At 54.1% G+C, this 22889-nt stretch carries 24 protein-coding genes and 1 riboswitch; of the genes, 21 read left to right on the top strand and 3 right to left on the bottom strand.

Going from position 1 to position 22889, the window contains the following annotated elements:
* From B2T33_RS11755 to ribB, 6 genes are all read left to right on the top strand, one after another.
* On the top strand, positions 1-1183 hold a 1183-nt coding region (locus B2T33_RS11755), incomplete at its 5' end, for a class I tRNA ligase family protein (protein WP_286792072.1).
* 208 nt (positions 1184-1391) lie between these two features.
* Positions 1392-2792: an aminodeoxychorismate synthase component I gene (pabB, locus tag B2T33_RS11750; RefSeq protein WP_286792071.1), complete on the top strand. Its 1401-nt coding sequence runs from the start codon at positions 1392-1394 to the stop codon at positions 2790-2792.
* Positions 2789-3376 carry an anthranilate synthase component II gene (locus B2T33_RS11745; RefSeq protein ID WP_286792070.1) on the top strand — a complete coding sequence of 196 codons (588 nt, stop codon included), beginning with the start codon at positions 2789-2791 and terminating at the stop codon, positions 3374-3376. Before pabB ends, B2T33_RS11745 begins: the two co-directional genes overlap by 4 nt.
* Positions 3377-3389: 13 nt before the next feature.
* Positions 3390-4247, top strand: a complete 858-nt coding sequence (locus tag B2T33_RS11740) for an aminotransferase class IV (RefSeq protein WP_286792069.1) — start codon at positions 3390-3392, stop codon at positions 4245-4247.
* 56 nt (positions 4248-4303) lie between these two features.
* Complete coding sequence (locus B2T33_RS11735; RefSeq protein ID WP_286792068.1) at positions 4304-5581, top strand: EAL domain-containing protein; 1278 nt, start codon at positions 4304-4306, stop codon at positions 5579-5581.
* A gap of 104 nt (positions 5582-5685) precedes the next feature.
* A riboswitch (FMN riboswitch) is annotated at positions 5686-5836 on the top strand.
* Positions 5837-5968: 132 nt separating this feature from the next.
* Positions 5969-6637, top strand: a complete 669-nt coding sequence (ribB, locus tag B2T33_RS11730; RefSeq protein WP_286792067.1) for a 3,4-dihydroxy-2-butanone-4-phosphate synthase — start codon at positions 5969-5971, stop codon at positions 6635-6637.
* An 83-nt stretch (positions 6638-6720) separates the two neighbouring features.
* Here the strand turns inward: ribB and xth are convergent, their stop codons facing one another.
* Entirely contained in the window at positions 6721-7500 is a 780-nt protein-coding gene (xth, locus tag B2T33_RS11725; RefSeq protein ID WP_286792066.1) for an exodeoxyribonuclease III, read from the bottom strand.
* Positions 7501-7588: 88 nt separating this feature from the next.
* Complete coding sequence (gene erpA / locus B2T33_RS11720) at positions 7589-7930, bottom strand: iron-sulfur cluster insertion protein ErpA (RefSeq protein ID WP_008890980.1); 342 nt, start codon at positions 7928-7930, stop codon at positions 7589-7591.
* Between the two features lie 233 nt (positions 7931-8163).
* On the opposite strand from erpA, the gene argS reads away from it, so the two are divergent.
* From argS to B2T33_RS11650, 14 genes are all read left to right on the top strand, one after another.
* Entirely contained in the window at positions 8164-9915 is a 1752-nt protein-coding gene (gene argS, locus B2T33_RS11715) for an arginine--tRNA ligase (RefSeq protein ID WP_197147518.1), read from the top strand.
* Positions 9916-9918: 3 nt separating this feature from the next.
* The gene (locus B2T33_RS11710; RefSeq protein WP_197147517.1) at positions 9919-10803 is read left to right on the top strand and encodes an SPOR domain-containing protein; all 885 of its coding nucleotides are present in this window, start codon (positions 9919-9921) and stop codon (positions 10801-10803) included.
* On the top strand, positions 10775-11860 hold the full coding sequence (gene nagZ, locus B2T33_RS11705; RefSeq protein ID WP_197147516.1) for a beta-N-acetylhexosaminidase: 1086 nt from the start codon (positions 10775-10777) through the stop codon (positions 11858-11860). Before B2T33_RS11710 ends, nagZ begins: the two co-directional genes overlap by 29 nt.
* Complete coding sequence (locus B2T33_RS11700; protein WP_197147515.1) at positions 11857-12540, top strand: site-2 protease family protein; 684 nt, start codon at positions 11857-11859, stop codon at positions 12538-12540. The genes nagZ and B2T33_RS11700 overlap by 4 nt, the downstream gene beginning before the upstream one ends.
* A 33-nt stretch (positions 12541-12573) precedes the next feature.
* Positions 12574-13443, top strand: coding sequence for a segregation and condensation protein A (locus tag B2T33_RS11695; protein ID WP_286792065.1), 870 nt, complete (start codon positions 12574-12576; stop codon positions 13441-13443).
* Positions 13444-13461: 18 nt separating this feature from the next.
* Positions 13462-14298 carry an SMC-Scp complex subunit ScpB gene (gene scpB / locus B2T33_RS11690; RefSeq protein WP_197147513.1) on the top strand — a complete coding sequence of 279 codons (837 nt, stop codon included), beginning with the start codon at positions 13462-13464 and terminating at the stop codon, positions 14296-14298.
* 105 nt (positions 14299-14403) lie between these two features.
* Positions 14404-15447, top strand: a complete 1044-nt coding sequence (locus B2T33_RS11685; protein WP_197147512.1) for an ABC transporter ATP-binding protein — start codon at positions 14404-14406, stop codon at positions 15445-15447.
* 174 nt (positions 15448-15621) lie between these two features.
* The gene (gene tatA / locus B2T33_RS11680) at positions 15622-15858 is read left to right on the top strand and encodes a twin-arginine translocase TatA/TatE family subunit (RefSeq protein WP_044829067.1); all 237 of its coding nucleotides are present in this window, start codon (positions 15622-15624) and stop codon (positions 15856-15858) included.
* A gap of 35 nt (positions 15859-15893) precedes the next feature.
* Entirely contained in the window at positions 15894-16292 is a 399-nt protein-coding gene (tatB, locus tag B2T33_RS11675) for a Sec-independent protein translocase protein TatB (protein WP_063089637.1), read from the top strand.
* Positions 16293-16294: 2 nt separating this feature from the next.
* Positions 16295-17290, top strand: a complete 996-nt coding sequence (gene tatC, locus B2T33_RS11670) for a twin-arginine translocase subunit TatC (protein WP_232308476.1) — start codon at positions 16295-16297, stop codon at positions 17288-17290.
* Positions 17291-17390: 100 nt separating this feature from the next.
* Positions 17391-18665, top strand: coding sequence for a serine--tRNA ligase (gene serS, locus B2T33_RS11665; RefSeq protein WP_286792062.1), 1275 nt, complete (start codon positions 17391-17393; stop codon positions 18663-18665).
* A gap of 12 nt (positions 18666-18677) precedes the next feature.
* Positions 18678-19445, top strand: coding sequence for a 5'/3'-nucleotidase SurE (surE, locus tag B2T33_RS11660; RefSeq protein WP_063089633.1), 768 nt, complete (start codon positions 18678-18680; stop codon positions 19443-19445).
* Entirely contained in the window at positions 19442-20095 is a 654-nt protein-coding gene (locus tag B2T33_RS11655; RefSeq protein ID WP_008890993.1) for a protein-L-isoaspartate(D-aspartate) O-methyltransferase, read from the top strand. Before surE ends, B2T33_RS11655 begins: the two co-directional genes overlap by 4 nt.
* Positions 20096-20176: 81 nt before the next feature.
* On the top strand, positions 20177-21232 hold the full coding sequence (locus tag B2T33_RS11650; RefSeq protein WP_252724122.1) for a peptidoglycan DD-metalloendopeptidase family protein: 1056 nt from the start codon (positions 20177-20179) through the stop codon (positions 21230-21232).
* Positions 21233-21291: 59 nt separating this feature from the next.
* On the opposite strand, the gene B2T33_RS11645 is transcribed toward B2T33_RS11650, so the two are convergent.
* Positions 21292-22155 (bottom strand): ATP-binding protein, encoded by an 864-nt coding sequence (locus tag B2T33_RS11645; protein WP_063089630.1) that lies wholly within the window; start codon positions 22153-22155, stop codon positions 21292-21294.
* Between the two features lie 235 nt (positions 22156-22390).
* Here B2T33_RS11645 and yajC point away from each other — a divergent pair, with 235 nt between their 5' ends.
* Positions 22391-22768: a preprotein translocase subunit YajC gene (gene yajC, locus B2T33_RS11640; protein ID WP_008890996.1), complete on the top strand. Its 378-nt coding sequence runs from the start codon at positions 22391-22393 to the stop codon at positions 22766-22768.
* Positions 22769-22889: the final 121 nt, after the last annotated feature.

Genomic DNA, 22889 nt, shown 5'->3' with positions numbered 1-22889 from the left:
GGTTGCCCGGATGATCATGATGAGCATGTATTTCATGGACGGCAAAGTCCCGTTCCGTGACGTTTACATTCATGCGCTGGTGCGTGATGAGCACGGCCAGAAGATGTCCAAATCCAAGGGTAATGTCATCGATCCGCTTGAGATCATTGATGAATATGGTTGTGATGCGCTGCGCTTTACCCTGACAGCACTGGCAGCCCAGGGTCGCGACATCAAGCTTGCCGCATCCCGTGTTGAGGGCTATCGCAACTTTGCGACCAAGCTTTGGAATGCCGCACGCTTTGCCGAAATGAACGAATGCAAACCGGTTGACGGCTTTGATCCGGCGAACGTGAGATCGACCCTTGGTCGCTGGATCGTTGGCAAAACGGTTGAAGCGGCCAAGGCCGTTGGCACCGGCATTGAGACCTATCGTTTCAACGATGCCGCAAGCAGTGCCTATCAGTTTGTTTGGGGTTCGTTCTGTGACTGGTATCTGGAACTGGCGAAACCGGTTCTGATGGGCAGTGACGAAGAAGCCAAGGCGGAAATTCGCGCAGTTACCGCGTGGGTTCTTGATCAGATCCTTTTGATCTTGCATCCGGTCATGCCGTTCATCACCGAAGAACTTTGGGAAAAGACCGCCGATAGTCGTGCAAAAATGCTGATTGCCGAAGGCTATCCGCAGTTTGACGAAGCCCTGATTGATCGTGAAGCAGAAGCCGAGGTCGATCTGGCCATCCGCCTGATTGGGGATATCCGTGGTGTCCGTTCTGAAATGAATGTGCCGCCGGCGGCCGAAGTTCCGATCTATCTGGTTGATGCCACCGACGCCATGAAAGCGGCTGTCACGGCACAGGAAGCACAGGTCAAGCGCCTTGCGCGCGTTGCTGATGTTGCCTTTAAGGGGCAGGGCGATGTCGAGGCGATTGCCAAAGGTGCGATCCAGACTGTGGTTGATGGTGTGACGGTCTTTGTTTCGGTTGCCGATTTCATTGATGTTGCCGCTGAAAAAGCGCGTCTTGAAAAGGAAATTCAGGACAAGACGAAATACATCAAGGCCCAGGAAGGCAAGCTTTCGAACGAGAAGTTCGTCAGCCGCGCACCTGAGCACATCGTCACGGCCGAAAAAGCCAAGCTTGAAGAAGCACGTGATACCCTTGCCAAGCTCAACGAAGCTTTCGCGCGTATTGCAGCGATGTAGGGTTTCGGACCAATCTGCGAGAAAGGCCAGCCATCTTTGGTTGGCCTTTTTTTGTTCTGGGTTCAATTGAACTGTCGTAATGTCGCAAAAATCTTCACCCGATCATGCAGAATCGCTTAGATTGGCGTCGCCCGTTCCTGTGAGCGACAAGAACCCCCATGGAATGACGATTTTCGTCGCGTCCAGTCGATAAGAATGCGCCGGCCCAATGCTGATTGAAGAATGCCCCTATATCGAGCCCGTTGATGCCTATGGCGCGTTTGCGCCATTTGCCGATAGCCATTTTTTGGATTCTGGTGACCGTGACCGGTTCTCCTACATTGTCCTGTCGCCACTGCATAAATTGACGGCAAAGAACGGGCAGGCGGTGCTGGATGGCTTTGAAATTCCGGGAAACCCGTTTGACGTCCTTGGCGATCTGTTGGCGCGCTATCAGATCGAAGCGAAGCCAGACCTGCCGCCGTTTCAAGGCGGTGCGGTTGGCTATTTTGGCTATGAGTTGGCACATCAGACAGAATTGTTGCCCACAGCACCGGACGACTGGCTTTCAATGCCGGACATGGCCGTCGGGATTTATGATCTGGTGATCGCATTTGATCAGATTGACCGGCGGATGTGGCTCATTTCCACCGGCATTCCAGAGACCGAAGGTCCAAAGCGCGATCAGCGCGCAAATGATCGTATGGCGTTGATCCGCAAGTATCTAAGACTTGCACGGCCGCTGATTGATACGCCCGCTGTACCGCATGTACCAAACGTTTCGAACTGGCAGTCAAACTTTGATCGCGCCAGCTACAAGGCCGCCGTACAGCAGGTAATTGACTACATCTTTGCCGGTGACATCTTTCAGGCCAACCTGTCACAAAGCTTCCGCGCAGAATATGCAAGTGATGCCATCCCAAAGCGGTTTGATCTTTATCGCCGGTTGCGTGACATTAGTTCGGCGCCCTTCGGCGCATTCCTGAATTTCGGGGATGTGGCGGTGCTGTCAAATTCGCCAGAACGGTTCCTTAGGGTCAGAAACCGGCAGGTCGAAACCAAGCCGATCAAGGGTACCCGACCGCGTGGCGAAACACCGTTAAGCGATGCCGAACTGGCACAGGAATTAATGTTATCGCCAAAGGATCGCGCGGAAAACGTTATGATCGTTGATCTTTTGCGCAACGACCTGTCAAAGGTGAGTAATCCTCACACTGTAAAAACACCGGTGATCTGCGCGTTGGAAAGCTATGCCAATGTGCATCATCTGGTGTCCACCGTGACAGGCGAACTGCGAGAAGGCAAAACGGCTGTTGATGCATTGCGCGCATGCTTCCCCGGTGGGTCGATCACTGGCGCGCCCAAAATTCGCGCAATGGAGATTATTACCGAGCTCGAAAAAACAACGCGCGGTGCCTATTGTGGTGCCATTGGCTATATCGGATTTGATGGGGCGATGGACACAAACATTGCCATCAGAACGCTTAGCGTAAATGGCGGCAAGATGGCCTTCAATGTTGGCGGCGGGATCGTTGCTGACAGCGACCCGGCAGCGGAATACGAGGAAACGCTGGTCAAAGCCGCCAAGATGTTTGAGTTGTTCGGAATAAGTGCCGGGGATCTGCTATGATCCTGCTGATCGATAATTATGATTCGTTCGTTTTCAATCTTGCCCGCTATCTTGAGGAACTCGGACATGCGGTCAAGGTTGTGCGAAACGATGAGATAACGGTGGCAGACGTTCGTGCCCTTAATCCGTTGGCGATTGTATTTTCGCCGGGCCCCTGTGGACCGGATGAGGCGGGAAACAGTCTGGAATTGATCAACGCGCTAAAAACCGAGTTTTCGATGCTTGGCGTCTGCCTTGGGCATCAGTCTATCGCCCAGGCATTCGGTGGTACGGTCAAGCGCGCAAAACGGCCGGTTCACGGGATGACATCATCGATCCGGCATAGCGGGGACGATTTGTTTGCTGGATTAAACAATCCTTTGCAAGTCACGCGATATCACTCGTTAATCGTTGATTTGCCAAATGATGGCACTTTGATCGAGACAGCAACAGGCCCGGACGGAGAAGTCATGGCATTTGCTCATGCGACCTTGCCGATTTACGGTGTTCAGTTCCATCCCGAGGCCGTGCTGACGGAACAGGGCCACGCGCTGTTGGCGAATTTTCTGAAACGTGCTTCCCGGCAGGGAGCCGATAACGATTAAAAGGGACCAGGCTATGCAGGTTTGGATGAATGGCAGTTTTCGTGATCTTGATGAAGCGTCCATTCCGGTAACGGATCGTGGCTTCCTGCTGGGCGATGGTTTCTTTGAAACCATGCGTGCGCACGAAGGGAAAATTGCCTGGCTGGAAGCCCATATGGGGCGGCTTGACCATCATGCCGAGTTGATTGAGTTCCCGCTTGACCTGTTGCCCGAGACAGAAGAAGTCGCAGAAATCGTTGCCAAGCTGTTTGAGCAAGTTCACCGCAAGGATGCAGTTGTTCGCATGACCGTCTCACGCGGCCCGGGCGAACGTGGGTTGCTGCCACCGGGGTCGCCGGATCCGACCATCCTGATTACCGCAGAACCCTTTGATCCGCTGGACCCGAATATCGGTCTGACCCTGGCGACGTCACAGAAAGTGCGCCGAAACCCGCATTCGGTCGCGGGCAGCATCAAAAGTACTAATTATATGGACAACATCGCGGCTAAACAGGAAGTACAGAAATACGGTGCTCAAGACGCGCTTATTCTGTCGGCTGATGGCCATGTGGCGGAAACGACGGTTGCCAATCTGTTTGGTATCACCGGGGAAACCCTGTGGACGCCGGATGAGGATACCGGGATCCTTTGTGGGCTTGCCCGCGATTACGTGCTGCAAGTTGCCGAAGAATCTGAGATTGAAGTGACTTTCGAGCCGAAGGCACCAGAAGAGCTCAAAGAGTTCGATGCCGTGTTTACCGCCAATGCGCTGCAGGGATTGCGTGTTGTTGACCGTGTTGATGGCTATGTTGTCGGTGTGCCGGCAAAAACCTTCTTTACCGACCTTGCCCTAAGGGTGGAGGCGGAACTATGCGATGGTATAGTAATTTAGGTTGAATTCACCACTTTAGTGACGTATGTTCAGCTGCAATTCAAACTGGAATGCATATGAACGCGCACACCACCAAACCACCTGTCACGATCAATCGCTTTGTCGAAAGCCTGCGTAAAAACGCGGCCAAAGGCAAAGCGATTTCGTTTGGGATCCTGAATATTCCGGCTGACTTGCGTCTTGGCACCGATGACTATCAGGCCATTACCCGGGATGCTTTCCACAATCTCCCCGAGAACACTAAGGTCCATCGCCTGGAAAACGGCATGGTGGCTTTTGTGCATGCAGGATCGTGGACAAACGACGACAACACCTTTGTCGAGCATATCCGGGAAATTCTGACCGATGTCCTGAACCGTCAGGGCCTTGGCCATATTCCAACCAATCTCTGGAACCGCTTTGAATGGCCAAAAGATCAGGAGAAGTTGGCAGATTTACTCGGCATCACACTTGCAGAAAGACCAAGTAGTGACGTTTCCGTACGCTTTGATATGGCTGATATGCTGCGTGGCGCGATCACGACAGAGGCTGTATTTGACTCGTGCCGGCGCCAGGCCATCGTCTGTTTTGATGACACCCGACGCGAGGTGTTAGGCCACGAGATCTATTGTTCGCTTGATTACCTGCGCCAAAACCATCTTGCCAGTTTCCTGTTGGAAGGGCCGGGCGAGATCGAGATCCTGTCGCGTGTTTTGGATGAAAAAGTCATGGATGTTACGGCAGCACTGGCACCGTCCATTTTGCCAGACCGACTGCATTTGAACATGCAAATCCAGACGGTTCACAGCGACAAGTTTACCGATTTCATCGCCGAACATGACGGTAAACTGATCGAAAACATGGCCATCGAGTTTTCCATGGAGAACGCGATCGCAAACTGGTGGGAATTTGAAGATGCGTGCGAATTCCTGCATTCCTTGGGGATACAGGTTGGTCTTGATCGCATCACGTTGCCAGCACTCGAATTTCTGTCGCCGCGCAAGATGAATGTCGATTTCATCAAGGTCATATGGGATCAGAATATCGTTGGATCGCGGCGCGCGGAAGTCGCCGAAAGACTGCGGGAGTTTGCTGTTTTGTTTGCCGACCGCAGCCTGATCCTGACGCGTTGCGACAGCCGAACGGCGCTTCGCATGGGCCGCAGTCTGGGGGTGGATGTCTTTGAGGGCAGCTATATCGACGCGATGCTTGGCGGCTATCTTCATCGGGAATGTAAATCCAAAAGCAGATCATCGGACAAAAAATGTGCCGTTTGCCAATGGGCGCCGCGCGAAGCCCGCAATAATGGATGTGACTTCCATTTCCGTGCAGGCAAAATCCTTTCAGACATTTAAACCACAAGGTTTTAAGGGTTTTATGGCGTTTGACAACACTGGCGCGCTTTCATAAAGTGCGCGTGTTGATCAATTATGGTCAACGTTTGTCGTTGAAACACGGCGCTTATTCTCAGGGCAGGGTGAAAATCCCGACCGGCGGTAAACCAGTTTTGGTAAGCCCGCGAGCGCCCATAGGTCGCAAGACTTTTGGGGTCAGCAGATCCGGTGAGATTCCGGAGCCGACGGTAACAGTCCGGATGGGAGAGGATAAAGCGTGACGGTCGTGACAGGAACGCTTTGGCGTGACTGATCTGCCGTCTGCCTGCGACCGCATTGTGACATTTGTCGCAAAGCGGGCCTTTCTTTGTTGCCCTGGTTCGTAAGCCCTATCCGTAGAGGACGGTTATGAATCAGAGTATTGAAAAACAATCCGATCTGTCGATCTTTGGCGATCCGCATGCGCGTATGGAACGTGCGCTTGATGATCTGCGCCAGGGAAAAGGCGTTCTGGTTGTTGACGATGAAGATCGCGAAAATGAAGGCGATCTGATCTTTTCAGCAGAAAATCTGACCAATGAACAAATGGCGATGCTCATCCGCGATTGTAGCGGTATCGTCTGCCTGTGCCTGACCGACGAGAAGGCAACTGAACTTGAACTGCCGCCCATGGTCGCAGACAACACATCCAGCATGGGGACCGGCTTCACCGTCACCATCGAAGCCAAAGTCGGCGTCACAACCGGTGTATCGGCCGCTGATCGTGTCACCACGGTAAAAACGGCCATCGCCGATGACGCCAAACCGAGTGATCTGGCGCGTCCGGGCCATGTCTTCCCGCTGCGCGCCCGCCCGGGCGGTGTTCTGGAACGTCGCGGCCATACCGAAGGCACGGTTGATCTGATGCGTCTGGCAGGGTTCAAGCCCGCTGGTGTGCTGTGTGAAGTCACCAATCCGGATGGCACAATGGCGCGGCTGCCGGAACTGATCGAATATGCCAAGACCAGCGATATGGTCGTGATCAGCATCGAGGATATCGTCGCGTATCGCATGGCGATGAAGCAGGCGGCTGAATAAAGCCAATCTGTTGCCATTGATAAAAGAAGAGGGCCGCGTCCTGATAGGTGCGGCCCTTTTGCTGTTTTGGTGATCGAACGTGATCAGTCGTCAATCATGCACCAGACCGGTGTGTGATCAGATGCCTTTTCCTTGCCGCGTGGCTCCCGGTCGATGTCCGATGCGCTCAGACGGTCTGCCGCCGCCGGGGTCAGAAGGAGGTGGTCAATACGAAGACCGTTATCCTTGTTCCATGCACCGGCGCGATAGTCCCACCAGCTATATTGGTGACCTTTCGGGTTGAAGGTCCGGAATGCGTCGGTAAAGCCCATATTCATCATGGTGCGCAGACGTTTGCGTTCAACCGTTGTGCACAGCACCGTTTCACGCAGTTTCACCGGGTCATAGACGTCCATGTCGTCGGGCGCGATGTTGTAATCCCCGCCCATGACAGCGGCGTCACCACTGGCACGAATTTTCTCAAACCGGGTGATCAGGCGATCCAGGAAGTTCAGTTTGTAATCAAACTTTTCATCGCCAACAGCTGTTCCCATTGGAACATAGATCGAGGCAACCCGGATCGGACGATTGGATCCGATGGTTGCCTCGATATAGCGGGCTTGTTCGTCATCATCATTGCCGGGCAGGCCACGTTCGACATCTTCGATCGGGAATTTGGAAAGGATCGCAACGCCGTTGTAGGTCTTCTGACCGTGAATGGCGATGTTGTAGCCAAGGTCCTCGATCTCCATCGCCGGAAAAGCGTCATCAACCGTCTTGGTTTCCTGTAACAGGACCACATCGGGTTTCCCGTCCTGCAGCCAGTCAAGAATGTTTGGCAGGCGTGCCTTGATCGAGTTGACATTCCAGGTGGCGATTTTCATTCGGGCCTCGGTTTTTAGGTGTTTGGTCAAACAAAACGGGGTTCGCCAATAACGAACCCCGCTTTATAAATCGGTTTGTCGATCCGGATCAAATCGAGAAACTTGATCCGCAGCCGCATGAAGAGGTGGCATTCGGATTGTTTACACGAAAAGCTGAGCCAACCAGCTCACGCACGAAATCAATCTCTGCACCGCCGAGAAGATCCAGCGATACTTCGTCGATCACCATTTTCGCACCGTGGTTTTCAAAGATACGATCTTCGTCAGTGGTGTCTGAATCGAGCGAGAACTCATACTGGAACCCACTGCAACCGCCGCCAGACACCTGCAAACGCAGCATGGTGTTCGCAGCACCTTCGCTGGCAATCAGTTCCTGAATGCGTTTTGCAGCACTTTCAGTCATTTGAACTTGCCGAGAAGAATCGGTCATTCAACACTCCTTGGTCTTGTCCTGCCGGGGCAGGTGTGTTTGCGATCCTTGGTCACATCATAGCATGATCCGAACGCAGTATTTGAGTCAGTATTTAGCGCGCATGGCTGAAATGTCAAAACCTGTAATGTCTCTAAATACGGGTGACTTGCGTTTTGAGGTGAAATGGCTCAAAACAGGCGCCAGTCAATTGGCCGGTCCGGTCAGAACCAGAAATTACAAAGTTCCAAGTCATGAATGTTTTCAGCCTGTTGAAAAGCGACATCGAGAACCAGATTCTCGCCCTTGAAAAAGACGGTGTTCTCCCTGTGGGAACCGACACTTCACGTGTCACGGTGGAGCCGCCGCGCGATGCGTCTCATGGGGATGCCGCAACAAATGCGGCGATGTTGCTTTCAAAGGCTGCTGCCATGAAGCCGCGTGATCTGGCGGAAAAGCTGGCCGAAAAACTGCGTGGTCTTGATCACATCGAAGAAGTCGAAATTGCAGGCCCGGGTTTCATCAATCTGCGGATGGCCGAGCGGTTCTGGCTTTCACAGATCAGCCAAATCCTTGAAGTCGGCACTGCCTATGGCAATAGCGACCTTGGCAAAGGCGAAAAGATCAACGTCGAATATGTTTCGGCAAACCCGACCGGCCCGATGCATGTCGGCCATTGCCGTGGTGCGGTTGTTGGTGACGTGCTTGCCAACTTGCTTTCAAAGGCGGGCTACGCCGTCACCAAGGAATATTACACCAATGATGCCGGTGCGCAGGTGGATGTTCTCGCACGGTCGCTTCATTTGCGCTATCGCGAAGCCCTAGGCGAAGAGATCAGTGAAATTCCGCAAGGCCTGTATCCGGGGGATTATCTTGTCGCGCCGGGCAAAAAGCTTGCGGAACGCGATGGTGACAAGTGGCAGAATGCCCCGGAAGATGAATGGCTTGAAGAGTTTCGTGCTTTCGCCATCGTCGAGATGATGGCCCTGATCAAGGAAGACCTTCGTCTTCTTGGTGTTTCCCATGATGTCTTCACATCCGAAGACGGCTTGGTAAAGGCGGGCAAGGTCCAGTCGGCCTTTGAACATCTTGAGAAAAAAGGCGACATCTATGTCGGCGTTCTGGAGCCGCCAAAAGGCAAGAAGCCTGACGACTGGGAACCGCGCCCGCAAACCCTGTTCCGTGCAACAGAATTTGGCGACGATGTCGATCGGCCTTTGAAGAAGTCCGATGGCAGCTGGACCTATTTTGCGTCCGACATTGCCTATCACTTTGATAAGTACGAACGCGGCTTTAACCTGATGATCGACATCTTTGGCGCCGACCATGGCGGCTATGTCAAGCGCATGAAGGCCGCCACCAAGGCGATTACGCACGGCGAGGGCGACCTTGATGTCAAGCTTTGCCAGCTGGTCAGCCTGTTTGACAATGGCGAGCCGGTCAAAATGTCGAAACGTGCCGGGACCTTCGTCACCCTGCGTGATGTGGTTGAGCGCGTTGGCAAGGATGTCGTGCGCTTCATCATGCTGACCCGCAAAAATGATGCCGCACTTGAATTCGATTTCGCCAAGGTGACCGAACAGTCCAAGGACAACCCGGTTTTCTATGTTCAGTATGCGCATGCACGTGTGAATTCGGTCTTCCGTCAGGCGGCTGAAGCCTTCCCGGGACAGGATCTGTCGGAGAAGACGCTGGCGACCGCGGACCTATCATTGCTGAGTTCGGAAGATGAGAAGCTTCTGGTGCGCCGCATGGCTGAATGGCCGCGGATTATCGAACAGGCGGCCGTTGCCCATGAACCGCATCGCATTGCCTTTTTCCTGACAGAAATTGCCGCAGAATTCCATGCATTGTGGAACAAGGGACGTGACAACACCGCGCTGCGCTTCATCATTGCCGATGATTTGCCTGCGACTCTGGCACGTCTTGCGATGATCCGTGCCGTTGCCACGGTTATTGCGTCAGGTCTTGAGGTTGTGGGCGTTAAGCCTGTCGAGGAGATGTAAGAGATGAGCGAAGAACACGGTGCCGACCTTCATGCAGAGCGTGCAGATCACTATGGATCAGAAAAGCCCGCCAGCAAGAGCATGATCAAAAGGCTGGCTACCGTGTTTCTTGGCGTTGTCGTGGTTGGTGGCGCGCTGGGCGGGGCAGGTTACTGGTTTTATAATCAGGGCCAACCCATTCAGGATGACGGTAATTTGCCGATCCTGCTTCCTGATCCGTCACCGATCAAAATTCGCCCGGAAGATCCGGGGGGAATGGAAGTTCCCCACCGTGAGACGACAGTCTACGACCAGCTAAGCGACGTTGATCCGGATGCAAATGTTGTGTTGCAGGAACTTCCCGATATGCCGCGCGCACCGGAAGTCTCCGCAACGCCCAAGGCAGCCCAGCCAAATCCAACGGCCGACGCACCGGCAGATGCGACCGCAACCGAAACAGCGGATGCACGGCAAAACGCCGAAGCTGACGGCAATGCCGAGCCTGCTGTTAAAGCACCGGAAATTACAGCACCCGAATTGACTGACGCGGAGAAGGCAGTTGCCGCGGCTGAAAACCGCACGGCCGAAGCACCGGCCAAGGAACAAGCAGCAGCCGAAGCGGCCGCGGCACCGCAACCTACGACCGCGGCGCCTGCGTCGGGCGCATTCCGTGTGCAGCTGGCTTCGGTCCGCGAAGAAAGCGGCGCGGCAGCAGAATGGAAACGGTTGTCTTCGAAAAACAAAGACTTGCTTGGCAATCTTGAGATGTTTGTGCAACGTATTGAGATCGAAGGCAAAGGTGTCTTCTATCGGTTGCAGGCAGGCCCGCTTGGTGATGCTGGGGCTGCCGAAAAGCTTTGTGCGGATTTGAAAGAACGCAATGTGGGGTGCCTCATTGTCCGGCCTTGAAGTCAAAAAGCCACGTGCCTGCATTCTTGGTATCTCGGGAACGGAACTCAGCAATTGGGAAAAGGGCTTCTTGCGTGAAGCCGATCCGTTCGGGTTTATCCTGTTTGCGCGCAACGTTGAAAACCGTAATCAGGTCCGTGCCCTGACCAACGCACTGCGCGAAACCGTTGGCAATACCAACGTGCCGATTCTGGTCGATCAGGAAGGCGGCCGTGTCATGCGGTTGAAACCGCCACATTGGCGCAAGATTGCGCCGGCCGGTGTGTTTGGTGATCTGTTTGATCGCAATGCCGATGATGCACGCGAGGCGGCCTATACCAGTGCGCGGCTGATGGCGATGGACCTGCGCGAAGCCGGTTTTAATACAACCTGCGCACCTGTTCTTGATCTTCATCTGCCGGGTATGAGTGACGTGATCGGTGACCGGTCATACGGGGCAGAGGTCGGCAAGGTCGTGATGCTGGCCAGTGCCGTGGCCGCAGGTCTTCTGGATGGTGGCATTGCCCCCATCATCAAACATATTCCGGGACATGGCCGCGCGACGGTGGATAGTCACAAGGACCTGCCGATCGTCACCGTATCGCACGAGACGCTGTCCGAGTTTGATTTTGCGCCCTTTGCGCACATGAAGGACGTGCTGGCGGCAATGTCAGCCCACCTGCTGTTTGCCGCCATCGATGATCAACGGCCCGGCACAGTTTCCTCGACTGTTATTCAGGACATTATTCGTGGCGAGATTGGCTTTGAAAACCTTCTGATCAGTGATGATCTGTCCATGGAGGCGCTGGGTGGCTCCATCGCTAGCCGGACGCATGAATGTCTGCGTGCTGGGTGTGATATTGCCCTTCATTGCAATGGCAAACGCACCGAGATGGAAGAGGTCGTCTCAATGGCACCGCTTTTGACCGGTACGTCCTTGCAGCGCGCACAGAGCTTTACCAATCAAATTGCTACGTTCAAACACGACGCACCAAGCAGCACCCAGATTACCGATTGGCAGGCCCGGCTTGCCGATCTTCTGGCACCGGTGTGGTCAGCAGGAGATGATCAGAAGTGAATGACACCATTGACCTGATCGTTTCGGCGACGACCTGGATCATTCCGGTTTTGCTGGCCGTGACATTGCACGAGGCAGCACACGGTTTTGCTGCCAAGCTGTTTGGTGATGACACGGCACAACGTATGGGGCGGCTAAGCCTTAACCCGATCCGCCATATTGATCCGGTTGGCACCATCCTGATCCCGGGTTTGCTTTTGATAACAGCCGCACCGTTCCTGTTTGGCTATGCCAAGCCGGTTCCCGTGGCGTTTCATCGCCTGCATCCGCAGCGTTTGGGCGTGATTGGTGTTGCGATTGCAGGTCCGGCGACCAACGTGGCACTCGCCATTGTATCAATCCTGCTTCTGGTGTGGCTGCCAAGCTTCTCGCCAGCGGTCAATGAATGGCTTGCGACGATGCTTAATCAGTCACTTTGGCTGAATTGCATCCTGGCGGTGTTTAACATGTTGCCGATCCCGCCACTTGACGGTGGGCGGGTTCTGACCGCAATTTCACCGATGCCAATTGCACGGGTCTTGGCGCGTATGGAAAAAACCGGCATGATCATATTGATCGGATTGGTCTTTCTGTTGCCCTATGTCACGACGCAACTTGGTATAGACCTGCCGGTGTTCCAGTGGTTGGTGCTTGAACCGGCCAATGCACTGGTCAGGCTTCTGGCAGATATCTTTGCCTGAACGCCGACAGGCTTGGGGGATAGTCGGGGATAGATGGCAGACCAGTTCGAATTCGAAATTCCAGATGATGTGTTTGACAAGAAGCCGGTCGATGAAGAACCGAGCCTTGCCGAACGCCTGATTCTTGATCTGGACGGGTTCGAGGGGCCGCTTGATGTGTTGCTTGAACTGGCACGCGACCAAAAGGTCGATATCATCAAGATTTCCATTCTCGATCTTGCCGAACAATACCTTGAATTCATCAATACCGCACAAGGTCTGCGCCTTGAACTGGCGGCTGATTACCTGGTGATGGCAGCCTGGCTCGCCTACCTTAAATCGCGCCTGTTGCTTCCAAAACAGGAAAATGACGAGGAAGAACTCAGCGCCGAGGAAATGGCAGAGCTTCTTGCCTTCCAGCTTAAGCGGCTTGAGGCAATGAAAGCGGCCGGTGAAAAACTTCTGGAACGCCCCAATTTGGGACGTGATTTCTTTGGTCGCGGCGATCCTGAGGAAGTCCGCGTTACAACAGCATCTGTCTATGACGCGTCGCTTTATGACCTGCTCAAGGCTTATGCGCGGATCATGCTGACATCGGAGAGCAAAACGCTTGAGATCGAGGCATTTGATCTATACGCGATGGATGATGCCATCCAACGATTGCGCGATTTGTTTGGCCGCCGCGTGGTGCCGACATGGACAAGGCTGCTTGAATTTATGCCACGCGGACTTGGAACGCCGCTTAAGGCGCGCTCGGCACTGGCGGCGCATTTTGTTGCCAGTCTTGAAATGTGCCGCGATGGTGAATTGGAAATCTCACAAGAAGAGACCTTTGGGCCGATTCTGCTGCGATCACCGCAGGCTGTGCGGGAAGGGGATCTGCCGCGCAATTATGACTACGACGCAGACACGTTTAAGAAATAAGTTGGGCAGGGGCACTCAATGAGCGAAGAAACGCAGCTTGAAATCGAAGGCGTCGAATCCGGTCCGGAGATTGACTTTCAACATATTCGTATTGTTGAGGCTGTTTTGTTCGCCTCTGCCGAACCTGTCAGTGAACGGGTGATCGCCGCACGCTTGCCCGAAGGCACTGATGTCAGCGCGATCATGCACGCGCTTGCCGAGACCTATGAGCCGCGTGGTGTGAACCTTAAACAGATTGGCGACAAGTGGGCATTTCGCACCGCGATGGACTTGGCCGGGGACCTTCATATCGAGGTCGAAAAGGCCAAGAAACTGACGCGTGCGACACTGGAAACCCTTGCGATCATTGCCTATCACGAACCGGTCACAAGATCCGAGATCGAGGAAATCCGCGGTGTTGCACTATCGAAGGGCACACTTGATATCCTGCTTGAATCCAAATGGATCCGACCGCGTGGGCGCAAACGGGTGCCAGGCCGCCCGGTTCTTTGGGCGACAACAGATAACTTCCTTGATCATTTTGGGCTTGAAAGCCGTGACGACCTGCCGGGGCTGGCGGATCTCAAGGCGGCAGGGCTGCTTGATAGTCGACCGGGTATGGGCCGTTATGGTGCAAGTTCGGATGATGAAGCCTTGCCGGATCTGATCGACGATGGTGAGGTCACCGATTCTGTCGTCGAAGAGGCCCTGACGACCCGCAATCTCGAAGATCTGGATGAAACCATCTATTCAGACAATCCGAACCTGTATGATGATGATGAACAGGTGCCGGGCACGGCACGCGAAAGCGACGCTGAGGACTTCGAGGACGACGAAGACGCCCCAATGACCGATCACGATCCCGAAACCAATTGATCCATCTTCTTGCATCACACGGGCGCTGACCTTAAGTTCCACGAAAGATTTCGCAAATCATTTGCACCTGCGGGTGCTCGATCCCTGTTGTAAGAAGAGTTTTCGATGACCGACGGCCTGAAGATGTCGCATGTTTCTCACCTTTTCGGCGAGAACCGCGTTTTGCGCGATATCAGCTTTGATGTTGCCCCTGGCGAGTTGGTGTGTCTGCTTGGCCCGTCGGGGTGTGGCAAGACCACAGCACTTCGCCTGGCAGCGGGCCTTGAAAAGCTTCAGGTTGGTGCGATTTCGGTCGATGATCAGATCGTCGCCCAGCCGGGGGGCTATGTAGAGCCCGAAAAGCGCGGTGTTGGCATGGTCTTTCAGGACTATGCGCTGTTCCCGCATTTGAATGTGGCGAAGAATATCGGCTTTGGCCTGCGTCATTTCAGCGAAACCGATCGCATGAATGCAATCAAGGCCGCACTCGAACAGGTCGGCATGTCCGAGTATCTCGATGCCTATCCGCACGAACTTTCTGGTGGTCAGCAGCAGCGCATCGCCTTGGCGCGCGCGCTTGCGCCGAAGCCGCGGATCATGCTGCTTGATGAACCGTTTTCCGGTCTTGATGTCGCACGACGCGCGGATTTGCGCGATACCACCTTGCATGTTCTGAAGGATGCCGGGATCGCCACTGTGATGGTTACCCACGATCCGCAGGAAGCCATGTATATGGCTGACCGGATCATCATCATGAATGAAGGGCAGATCATGCAGGACGGATCGCCGGAAACACTGTATTTCCGGCCTGAAAACCGGTTTGTTGCTTCGTTCTTTGGCGAGGTCAACCGTTTCCCGGGAACAGTTGTGGATGGCAAGGTTGCAACTCCGTTTGGTGATGTCGATAGCCAAAGCATCGAAAACGGCACTGAAGTGGAAGTTCTGATCCGGCCAGAAGGGCTACATATTGGCGAAGCGCTGAACGGGCATGACGTTCTGGCGCATGTCGATGCGGTTCGTGTCCTTGGTGAAGTCAATCTGGTTCACCTGACACTTGAGGCCGGTGCGCACATTCACGCGCGCGTCCCAAGACGCTTTTCACCGATTAATCAGCCATCTGTCGCTATTACGCTTGATCCCGACATGGCCTTCGTGTTTCCTATGACCTGATGCGTCGTCGCGGACCGGGTTTTGGCCTGTTTCGACAGACAGAAAGACGCACATTAAACAGGTATTTTGCACTGCATGGTTATTAACCAACCGTCGCATTGCACAGTGGGGGGCTTTCTGCCATTATCCGGGCAAGTCGCCGGCAGGCAGAATGGATCTTTGGAGATTTAAGTTATGGGTATTGGCGTTTGGCAAATCGTTCTGATTCTTGCGATTGTCCTGATCATCTTCGGCGCAGGCAAGCTTCCGAAAGTGATGGGTGACATGGGCAAAGGCATCAAGAGCTTCAAAGCGGGCATCAACGAAAAAGAAGAAGATGCAGGCGCTTCGGCCAAGACCATCGAAAACACGACCTCTGCTTCGGTTTCATCCGAAAGCAAGGACAATGAAAAGGATTCTGTGAAATCCTGATCGTCTGTCGGATTTCCTTCAGATAGGCGTGTCATATGTTTGATATCGGCTGGACCGAAATGGCTCTTGTGGCCGTCGTCGCACTGTTTGTCGTCGGCCCCAAAGAGTTACCGCATCTGCTGTACAAATTGGCGGGCTACTGGAAAAAAGTGCGCGGTATGGCGCGTGAATTCCAGAGCGGAATTGATGACATCATCCGTGAAGCGGAACTTGATGATCTGCGCAAGCAGGTCAACAGTTCGCATAGCAATCCGACCGATTTTCTGGAAAACAAAATCTCAAGTCCAAAAAGCGACGGCAAAAAGACCGAGTCCAAGCCGAAAGCAGAGAAACCGGCCGAAAAGGCTGATACCCCTGCTGCAAAACCGGCAACGACAACGGGTGCGCCCGCAGATGACAGCAAGAAAAAAGATCAGCCGGAGAGCCAGGCGTGAACATGCAATCGCATGACAAACAGATGCCGATCATGGAGCATCTGATCGAGCTGAGAAACCGCCTGACTTGGGCGGTTCTTGCTTTGTTTATTACCTTTGGTGTCTGCTATTACTTCGTCGAGGATATCTATGGGTTCCTCGTCCAGCCGCTTGCAGAAATCATGGGGCCCGACAGGCGCATGATTTATACCGCCTTGACCGAAGTGTTCTTCACTTACGTCAAGGTATCATTCTTTGCGGCCTGTTTTGTCTCTGCACCAGTGTTCCTCGGACAGTTTTGGGCGTTTGTCGCGCCGGGTCTTTACAAGAACGAACGTTCGGCATTCATGCCGTTCATCTTTGCGACCCCGATCCTGTTCCTGATGGGCGGCGCACTGGTCTATTACCTGATCATGCCGCTGGCCTGGAAGTTCTTCCTTAGTTTCGAACAGGCGGGTGGCGCGTCAAACCTCGCGATCCAGCTTGAAGCCAAGGTGGGCGAATACCTGTCGCTGGTGATGAAGCTGATCTTCGCGTTCGGGCTTTGCTTCCAGTTGCCGGTACTTCTGACGCTGATGGCGCGTGCTGGCATCGTCACCGCGGATGGTCTTGCACGTCGCCGGAAATACGCAATCGTCATTGCATTTGGGTTTGCCGCCGTTCTGACCCCGCCGGATCTGATTTCTCAGATCGGGTTGGGCATTCCGATTATCATTCTTTATGAAATCTCGATCATCATGGCGCGCATTTCCGAGCGCAAGCGTGCGAAAGCCGCCGCGGACGATGACGCGGATGAGGATGACGAGACGGACTCAGATGATGACGACGGAGAGGCAGAGGCCGGAACCGCAGTCGCAACGGCGCAAGACGGTGTCGACGCACAAGGTGAGGCGGCTGCATCCTATGATGACGGTCAGACTTCCTTGACCCGATCCTCTGACGATGAGGGGGATGCGCCAAAGCTGTCCGGACCGTCGAACAATGATGATGGCGAGGATGATTTCAACAACGCCCGTTGATTGAAATCCCCCGCCTGAACCGTCCGATTTGACGGGGTGGACCTTGTGTCCACCCCATCGTATAAAGCCACAAACAGATAGACTGACAGGGTGCTCTTCGATGCACGACATTAAATGGATTCGGGACAATCCCGAGGCTTTTGACGCAGCAATGACTGCGCGCAAACAGGACGTTACCGCACAGCGTCTGATCGATATCGACGTTGAACGCCGCAAACTGATGACTGAACATCAGGAAATGCTGGCCCGCCGCAAGACGATCTCAGGTGAAATCGGCAAATTGCGCAAGAATGGTGAGAATGCCGACGACCTGATGGCCGAAATGGGCACGCTCAAGGACAAGATCAAGGAAGCCGAAGACGGTCAGGCATCCCTGAACGACCAGCTTGATCTTTTGCTGTCGTCTTTCCCGAACATTCTTGATCCCGAAGTCCCGGTTGGCGAAGACGAAAACGACAATGTCGAAGTCAATCGTTGGGGGACCCCGGGTGAGTTTGATTTCCAGCCGCTCGAACATTTCGAGATCGGTGAGAAACTTGGCATGATGGATTTCGAAACCGCAGCCAAACTGTCTGGTTCGCGGTTCGTTATTCTGCGTGGCGGTCTGGCCAAGCTCGAACGTGCGCTTGCACAGTTCATGCTGGATCTGCATACCGGCGAACATGGTTACCAGGAAACCATCACGCCGATGCTGGTCCGCGATGACGCCATGTTTGGTACCGGCCAGTTGCCGAAATTCGCCGAGGATTCGTTTAAAACCACCAATGACTACTGGTTGATCCCGACGTCAGAAGTGACGCTGACCAACCAGGTTGCCGGGGACATTATCGATCAGGCAAAACTGCCGCTGCGCTATACGGCACTGACCCAGTGTTTCCGCTCCGAAGCCGGTTCGGCAGGGCGCGATACGCGCGGCATGATCCGCCAGCACCAGTTTTCCAAGGTGGAAATGGTTTCGGTGGTCGAAGCAGAGAAATCTGACGAGGAACTGACCCGCAAGACGCGCTGTGCCGAAACAGTCCTTGAACGTCTTGGCCTGCCGTATCGCACGGTTATTCTGTGCACCGGCGATATCGGGTTCTCGGCGGCGAAAACCTATGACATCGAAGTCTGGTTACCGGGGCAGGGCAAGTACCGCGAAATCTCGTCATGCTCGAACACGCGTGATTTCCAGGCGCGCCGCATGAATGCACGTTATCGTGCTGCCGGTGACAAAAAGACTCAGTTTGTTCATACCCTGAACGGGTCTGGCCTTGCCGTTGGTCGTTGCCTGATTGCCGTGATGGAAAACTATCAGCAGGCGGATGGCTCGATCCGTGTTCCTGATGCGCTCAAACCCTATATGGGCGGGTTAGAGGTTGTCTCGGCGGGCTAGGACGATACCGACATGATGGATCTCACCAAAGCACGCATCCTGATCAGTAATGATGATGGCATTGACGCGCCCGGGATCAAGATATTGGAACAGCTCGCACGCGAGTTTTCCGATGATGTGTGGGTGATTGCACCGTCGATGGAACAAAGCGGGGCGGGGCATTCCCTGACCCTGCGCCGTCCATTGCGTATTCATAAACGTGATGAACGGCACTTTGCTGTGGATGGCACGCCGACCGATTGCATTCTGCTTGGCTTGCAGCAGGTCATGCGCGACAACCCGCCAGATATAGTGCTTTCGGGGATCAACCGGGGTGGCAACCTTGGTGAAGACGTGACTTACTCGGGGACGGTTGCCGCCGCCATGGAGGCAACATTGCTTAATGTGCCCGCGGTCGCGTTTTCACAGTATTTTTCTGGTGACATGATCGACTGGACGATTGCCGAGAAATACCTCAAGGATGTTCTGGCAACTTTGGTCACGACGACTTGGCCCAAAGGCGTTCTGATCAACGTCAATTTCCCGGATCACGAGGCCAATGGCGGCGCAGAGATAAAGATCTCAAGACAAGGGCAGCGCAAGATCGGTGATCACATCGCCGAACGTCTTGATCCGCGCGGCGAGCCCTATTACTGGATCGGGGCTATTCAGTCTGAACTGCCAGAAGACAAGAAATCTGATCTGCGCGTGATCGAGCAGGGCAATGTTTCTGTCACCCCGATCAGCCTTGATTTCACCCATTACGATACGTTTGAAAAACTGACGAAGGCCTTTCCGTGAACGAGCCGGTGATTACGCGCGAAACCGCCATAGCCAATCTGTTGCAGATCCTTCGTGATGATGGCATTCACGATGAAGCCGTGTTGTCTGCACTGGCCGACATCCCGCGTGAGATTTTTGTCGCCGATCCTTTCGTCAGCAGGGCCTGGGAAAACGTCGCATTGCCGATCAGCAAGGGCCAAACAATTTCACAGCCCTATATCGTGGCCCTGATGACGCAGGCGCTGGAACTTAATGATCGTATGAAGGTGCTGGAAGTCGGCACCGGTTCTGGTTATCAGGCAGCGATTCTGGCCAAGCTCGCCCGGCGGGTTTATACCCTTGAGCGTCACAAGCCACTGCTGCGCGAGGCCGAGGACAAGTTTCGCGAGTTGGGCCTGCATACCATTTCGACATTGCATGCCGATGGCGGACTTGGGTGGAAAGCACAGGCACCGTTTGATCGCATTATTGTCACGGCTGCGGCACAGGACGTTCCGCCGGTGCTTGTCGATCAGCTTGCAGTTGGTGGCATCATGGTCGTGCCAGTGGGGGAAGTATCCCACACACAGCTTTTGCTGCGTGTCTTGCGGACGCCCAGTGGTGTCGATGTTACCGAACTGATGCCAGTCAGGTTCGTTCCCATGCTTCCGGGCACCGAGGAATTCTGACACCCGTCAGGCCATTAAAATCCATCCTGAACGCCTTGATGCTTACTGATTGTTAACCGCTGATCGGAGACAATCAGAAACATGATGGAAAATTGTGTCAAAAGCGCTGTTTATCACGGAAAACGCCTGTTGCTTGTTTGTGCAGCAAGTGCGGCGCTTGGCGGCTGTTTGCTCAATTCCGTGCCGGTGCCGGTGGTTTATGGCGATGGGGCAAGCTACAGCCCCTATAGCATGCCAAAACTCAAGAACGGGGAACGGGTCATCACGGTAGAGCCGGGCGACACAGTTTCGCAGCTTGCCGTGCGCTATCACATGGACTTTATGCAGTTCACCCGCCGCAATGACCTTCGCGAGCCTTATGTGATCTATCCCGGGCAGCGCCTTGTCCTGCCGCCGTGGACACCCAATTACGACAGCCTGCCACCAGATACAGCGGTAGCGTCAAGATCGAGCACACCGACCAAGACCGTTACGATTGGCGGCAAGCGTCAGGTGGTAAGTGTTCCGGCGAAATCGACCAGCGCACCAGGACAGACTGCGCGGCCCACGACAGCGGTCTCGCGGGTTTCACCGCGCAATGGCGGAAGTATTCCGACACCAGGACTGAAACCGCAGGACTATGCCGCCGCTGCCGAACGTCAGATGGCCTCCGCCCGCAGCTGGCAGACGGACAGCAAATCGACACCGATTGCCGGCCAGGGCAGCTCTGTGCGTCAGAATGTCACCTTGGCCGATCCATCTGCCCGTAAAGGGTTCATCTGGCCGGTTCAGGGCAAGGTTGTTCTGAAATACGGTGCTGGGACAGGTGGTTTGTTCAATGACGGCATCAACATTCAGGCCAATCGCGGCACGCCCATTCTTGCCGCCGACAACGGTGTTGTGACCTATGTCGGCAACGAGTTACGCGGTTTTGGCAACCTGATCCTGATCAAGCATGCCGATAACTTTGTGACCGCCTATGCACACACCGAAAGCCCGCTGGTGGCCCGCGGTGATGTTGTGACACGTGGTCAAAAGATATCGACGGTTGGTACGACCGGGGCCGTGACCTTCCCGCAGCTTCACTTCGAAGTCCGCCAGGGTCGCAAATCATCCGACCCGATCAAGTTCCTGCCAAGCGTCATGGTGTCGCGCTAACAAAAACACCCGGACAATCGGCCTGGGTGTTTTCCGTTTTTCCGCTGTTTCACTGTTGGCTAATCGATCGATTTGCCAAGTTCGCCAGCAACTTCCTGAATAAACTGCCATGCAACGCGGCCCGAACGGCTGCCGCGTGTAACAGTCCATTCCTTGGCGCGCGCATGCAGCTCTTCAGTTGGGATATCGATCCCGAATTCCTTGGCATAGCCTTCGATGATCTCGAAATAGACGTCTTGCGAGATATTGTGGAAGCCAAGCCAAAGACCAAACCTGTCCGATAGCGAGACCTTTTCCTCAACCGCCTCGGACGGGTTGATCGCCGTGGAGCGTTCATTTTCGATCATGTCACGCGCCATAAGATGACGGCGGTTTGACGTCGCATAGAAGATCACATTCTTTGGACGGCCTTCAATACCGCCATCAAGAACTGCCTTCAGCGACTTGTAGCTTTCATCATGCATGTCAAAGGACAAATCATCGCAGAACAAAATCGTGCGGCGACCGCCTTCTTGTAGGATGTGCAAAAGGTCGGGCAGGGTCGGAATATCTTCACGGTGAATTTCGACCAGTGCCAGTGATGCCGGGCTTTCGGCATTAATCTTGGCATGCATCGCCTTGACGATGGAGCTTTTACCGGTACCACGCGCGCCCCAAAGCAATGCGTTGTTAGCCGGCAGGCCATCAGCAAAGCGCTTGGTGTTGTTATACAGGATTTCCTTTTGCTGCCCGATACCCTGAAGAAGCCCGATATCGACCCGGTTCACGTTCCGAACCGGTTGCAAGTAGCTTGTTCGTGCCTGCCAGACAAAGGCATCGGCAGCGCTCAGATCATTTTTGGCGCGCGCAGGCGGTGCCATGCGTTCGAGCGCTGTGGCAATTCGTTCGAGTGTGGGCAAAAGTTTATCGAAATCGCTACTCATCGGGGCCTCTTGGGTGTTTCTTTTTTCCGGTGACGTTTTTTGTTGGCCGGAAAGCTAGCACATTAGGATGCCAATGGAAGTGTTTGTTCTAAGGGCCTTCGTGCAACACAAGGTGAACAAAAGCACACAAGTGCCGATTTTACCGCTTTGAAACCGGTTCTCCCTTGCTTTGGCGTAACACCCCGTTATATTCCGGCAGTTGATATTTTTTGTTCTGAGGAATTAGGAGTTCCTAATGTTTATTTCGACGGCTTACGCTCAGGCCGCTGGTGGTGCAGACGGTGCTGGTGCACTGATGCAGTTTGCGCCGCTGATCCTGATTTTTGTTGTTTTCTATTTCCTGCTTATTCGTCCTCAGCAGAAAAAGCAGAAAGAACATAAGGCAATGCTTGAGGCGATCCGTCGTGGCGACAAGATCGTCACCGCCGGTGGCCTGATTGGTACCGTTGCCAAGGTTGTTGGCGACGATGAACTGTCGGTCGAGATCGCCGAAGGTGTGAAAGTTAAAGTCGCACGTGGCATGGTTTCAACGGTTCTTTCAAAAACCGAACCGGCCAAAGGCGATGCCAAAGACGAAAAAGAAGAAAAAGCAGAAGAGACCAAGAAAGACTAATCTCTTCGTATCAAGTGAGGCGGGGCAGTTGGCTCCGCCTTCTTGCATTTTGCCGGTGGCCTGAAGCGGTACCAAATACCCGTTGTTCCAAGAACCATGGAACCAGACCAAGGTTGACCCT

It is taken from the genome of Thalassospira sp. UBA4513 (assembly GCF_002388495.1).
GTDB lineage: Bacteria > Pseudomonadota > Alphaproteobacteria > Rhodospirillales > Thalassospiraceae > Thalassospira > Thalassospira tepidiphila.
Note: the sequence above shows the minus strand (reverse complement) of the source record. Positions and strands in the feature narration are given on the sequence as shown.

Excerpts from the sequence above, each read along its gene's own strand:
- scpB (WP_197147513.1), top strand. The coding sequence starts at position 13,462 with ATGAGCGAAGAAACGCAGCTTGAAATCGAAGGCGTCGAATCCGGTCCG.
- nagZ (WP_197147516.1), top strand. The coding sequence starts at position 10,775 with ATGTGGGGTGCCTCATTGTCCGGCCTTGAAGTCAAAAAGCCACGTGCC.
- B2T33_RS11745 (WP_286792070.1), top strand. The coding sequence starts at position 2,789 with ATGATCCTGCTGATCGATAATTATGATTCGTTCGTTTTCAATCTTGCC.
- B2T33_RS11685 (WP_197147512.1), top strand. The coding sequence starts at position 14,404 with ATGACCGACGGCCTGAAGATGTCGCATGTTTCTCACCTTTTCGGCGAG.
- surE (WP_063089633.1), top strand. The coding sequence starts at position 18,678 with ATGATGGATCTCACCAAAGCACGCATCCTGATCAGTAATGATGATGGC.
- B2T33_RS11650 (WP_252724122.1), top strand. The coding sequence starts at position 20,177 with ATGATGGAAAATTGTGTCAAAAGCGCTGTTTATCACGGAAAACGCCTG.
- serS (WP_286792062.1), top strand. The coding sequence starts at position 17,391 with ATGCACGACATTAAATGGATTCGGGACAATCCCGAGGCTTTTGACGCA.
- B2T33_RS11740 (WP_286792069.1), top strand. The coding sequence starts at position 3,390 with ATGCAGGTTTGGATGAATGGCAGTTTTCGTGATCTTGATGAAGCGTCC.
- tatA (WP_044829067.1), top strand. The coding sequence starts at position 15,622 with ATGGGTATTGGCGTTTGGCAAATCGTTCTGATTCTTGCGATTGTCCTG.
- B2T33_RS11710 (WP_197147517.1), top strand. The coding sequence starts at position 9,919 with ATGAGCGAAGAACACGGTGCCGACCTTCATGCAGAGCGTGCAGATCAC.
- ribB (WP_286792067.1), top strand. The coding sequence starts at position 5,969 with ATGAATCAGAGTATTGAAAAACAATCCGATCTGTCGATCTTTGGCGAT.
- tatB (WP_063089637.1), top strand. The coding sequence starts at position 15,894 with ATGTTTGATATCGGCTGGACCGAAATGGCTCTTGTGGCCGTCGTCGCA.
- yajC (WP_008890996.1), top strand. The coding sequence starts at position 22,391 with ATGTTTATTTCGACGGCTTACGCTCAGGCCGCTGGTGGTGCAGACGGT.
- B2T33_RS11645 (WP_063089630.1), bottom strand. The coding sequence starts at position 22,155 with ATGAGTAGCGATTTCGATAAACTTTTGCCCACACTCGAACGAATTGCC.
- erpA (WP_008890980.1), bottom strand. The coding sequence starts at position 7,930 with ATGACCGATTCTTCTCGGCAAGTTCAAATGACTGAAAGTGCTGCAAAA.
- argS (WP_197147518.1), top strand. The coding sequence starts at position 8,164 with ATGAATGTTTTCAGCCTGTTGAAAAGCGACATCGAGAACCAGATTCTC.
- B2T33_RS11735 (WP_286792068.1), top strand. The coding sequence starts at position 4,304 with ATGAACGCGCACACCACCAAACCACCTGTCACGATCAATCGCTTTGTC.
- pabB (WP_286792071.1), top strand. The coding sequence starts at position 1,392 with ATGCTGATTGAAGAATGCCCCTATATCGAGCCCGTTGATGCCTATGGC.
- B2T33_RS11695 (WP_286792065.1), top strand. The coding sequence starts at position 12,574 with ATGGCAGACCAGTTCGAATTCGAAATTCCAGATGATGTGTTTGACAAG.
- tatC (WP_232308476.1), top strand. The coding sequence starts at position 16,295 with ATGCAATCGCATGACAAACAGATGCCGATCATGGAGCATCTGATCGAG.
- xth (WP_286792066.1), bottom strand. The coding sequence starts at position 7,500 with ATGAAAATCGCCACCTGGAATGTCAACTCGATCAAGGCACGCCTGCCA.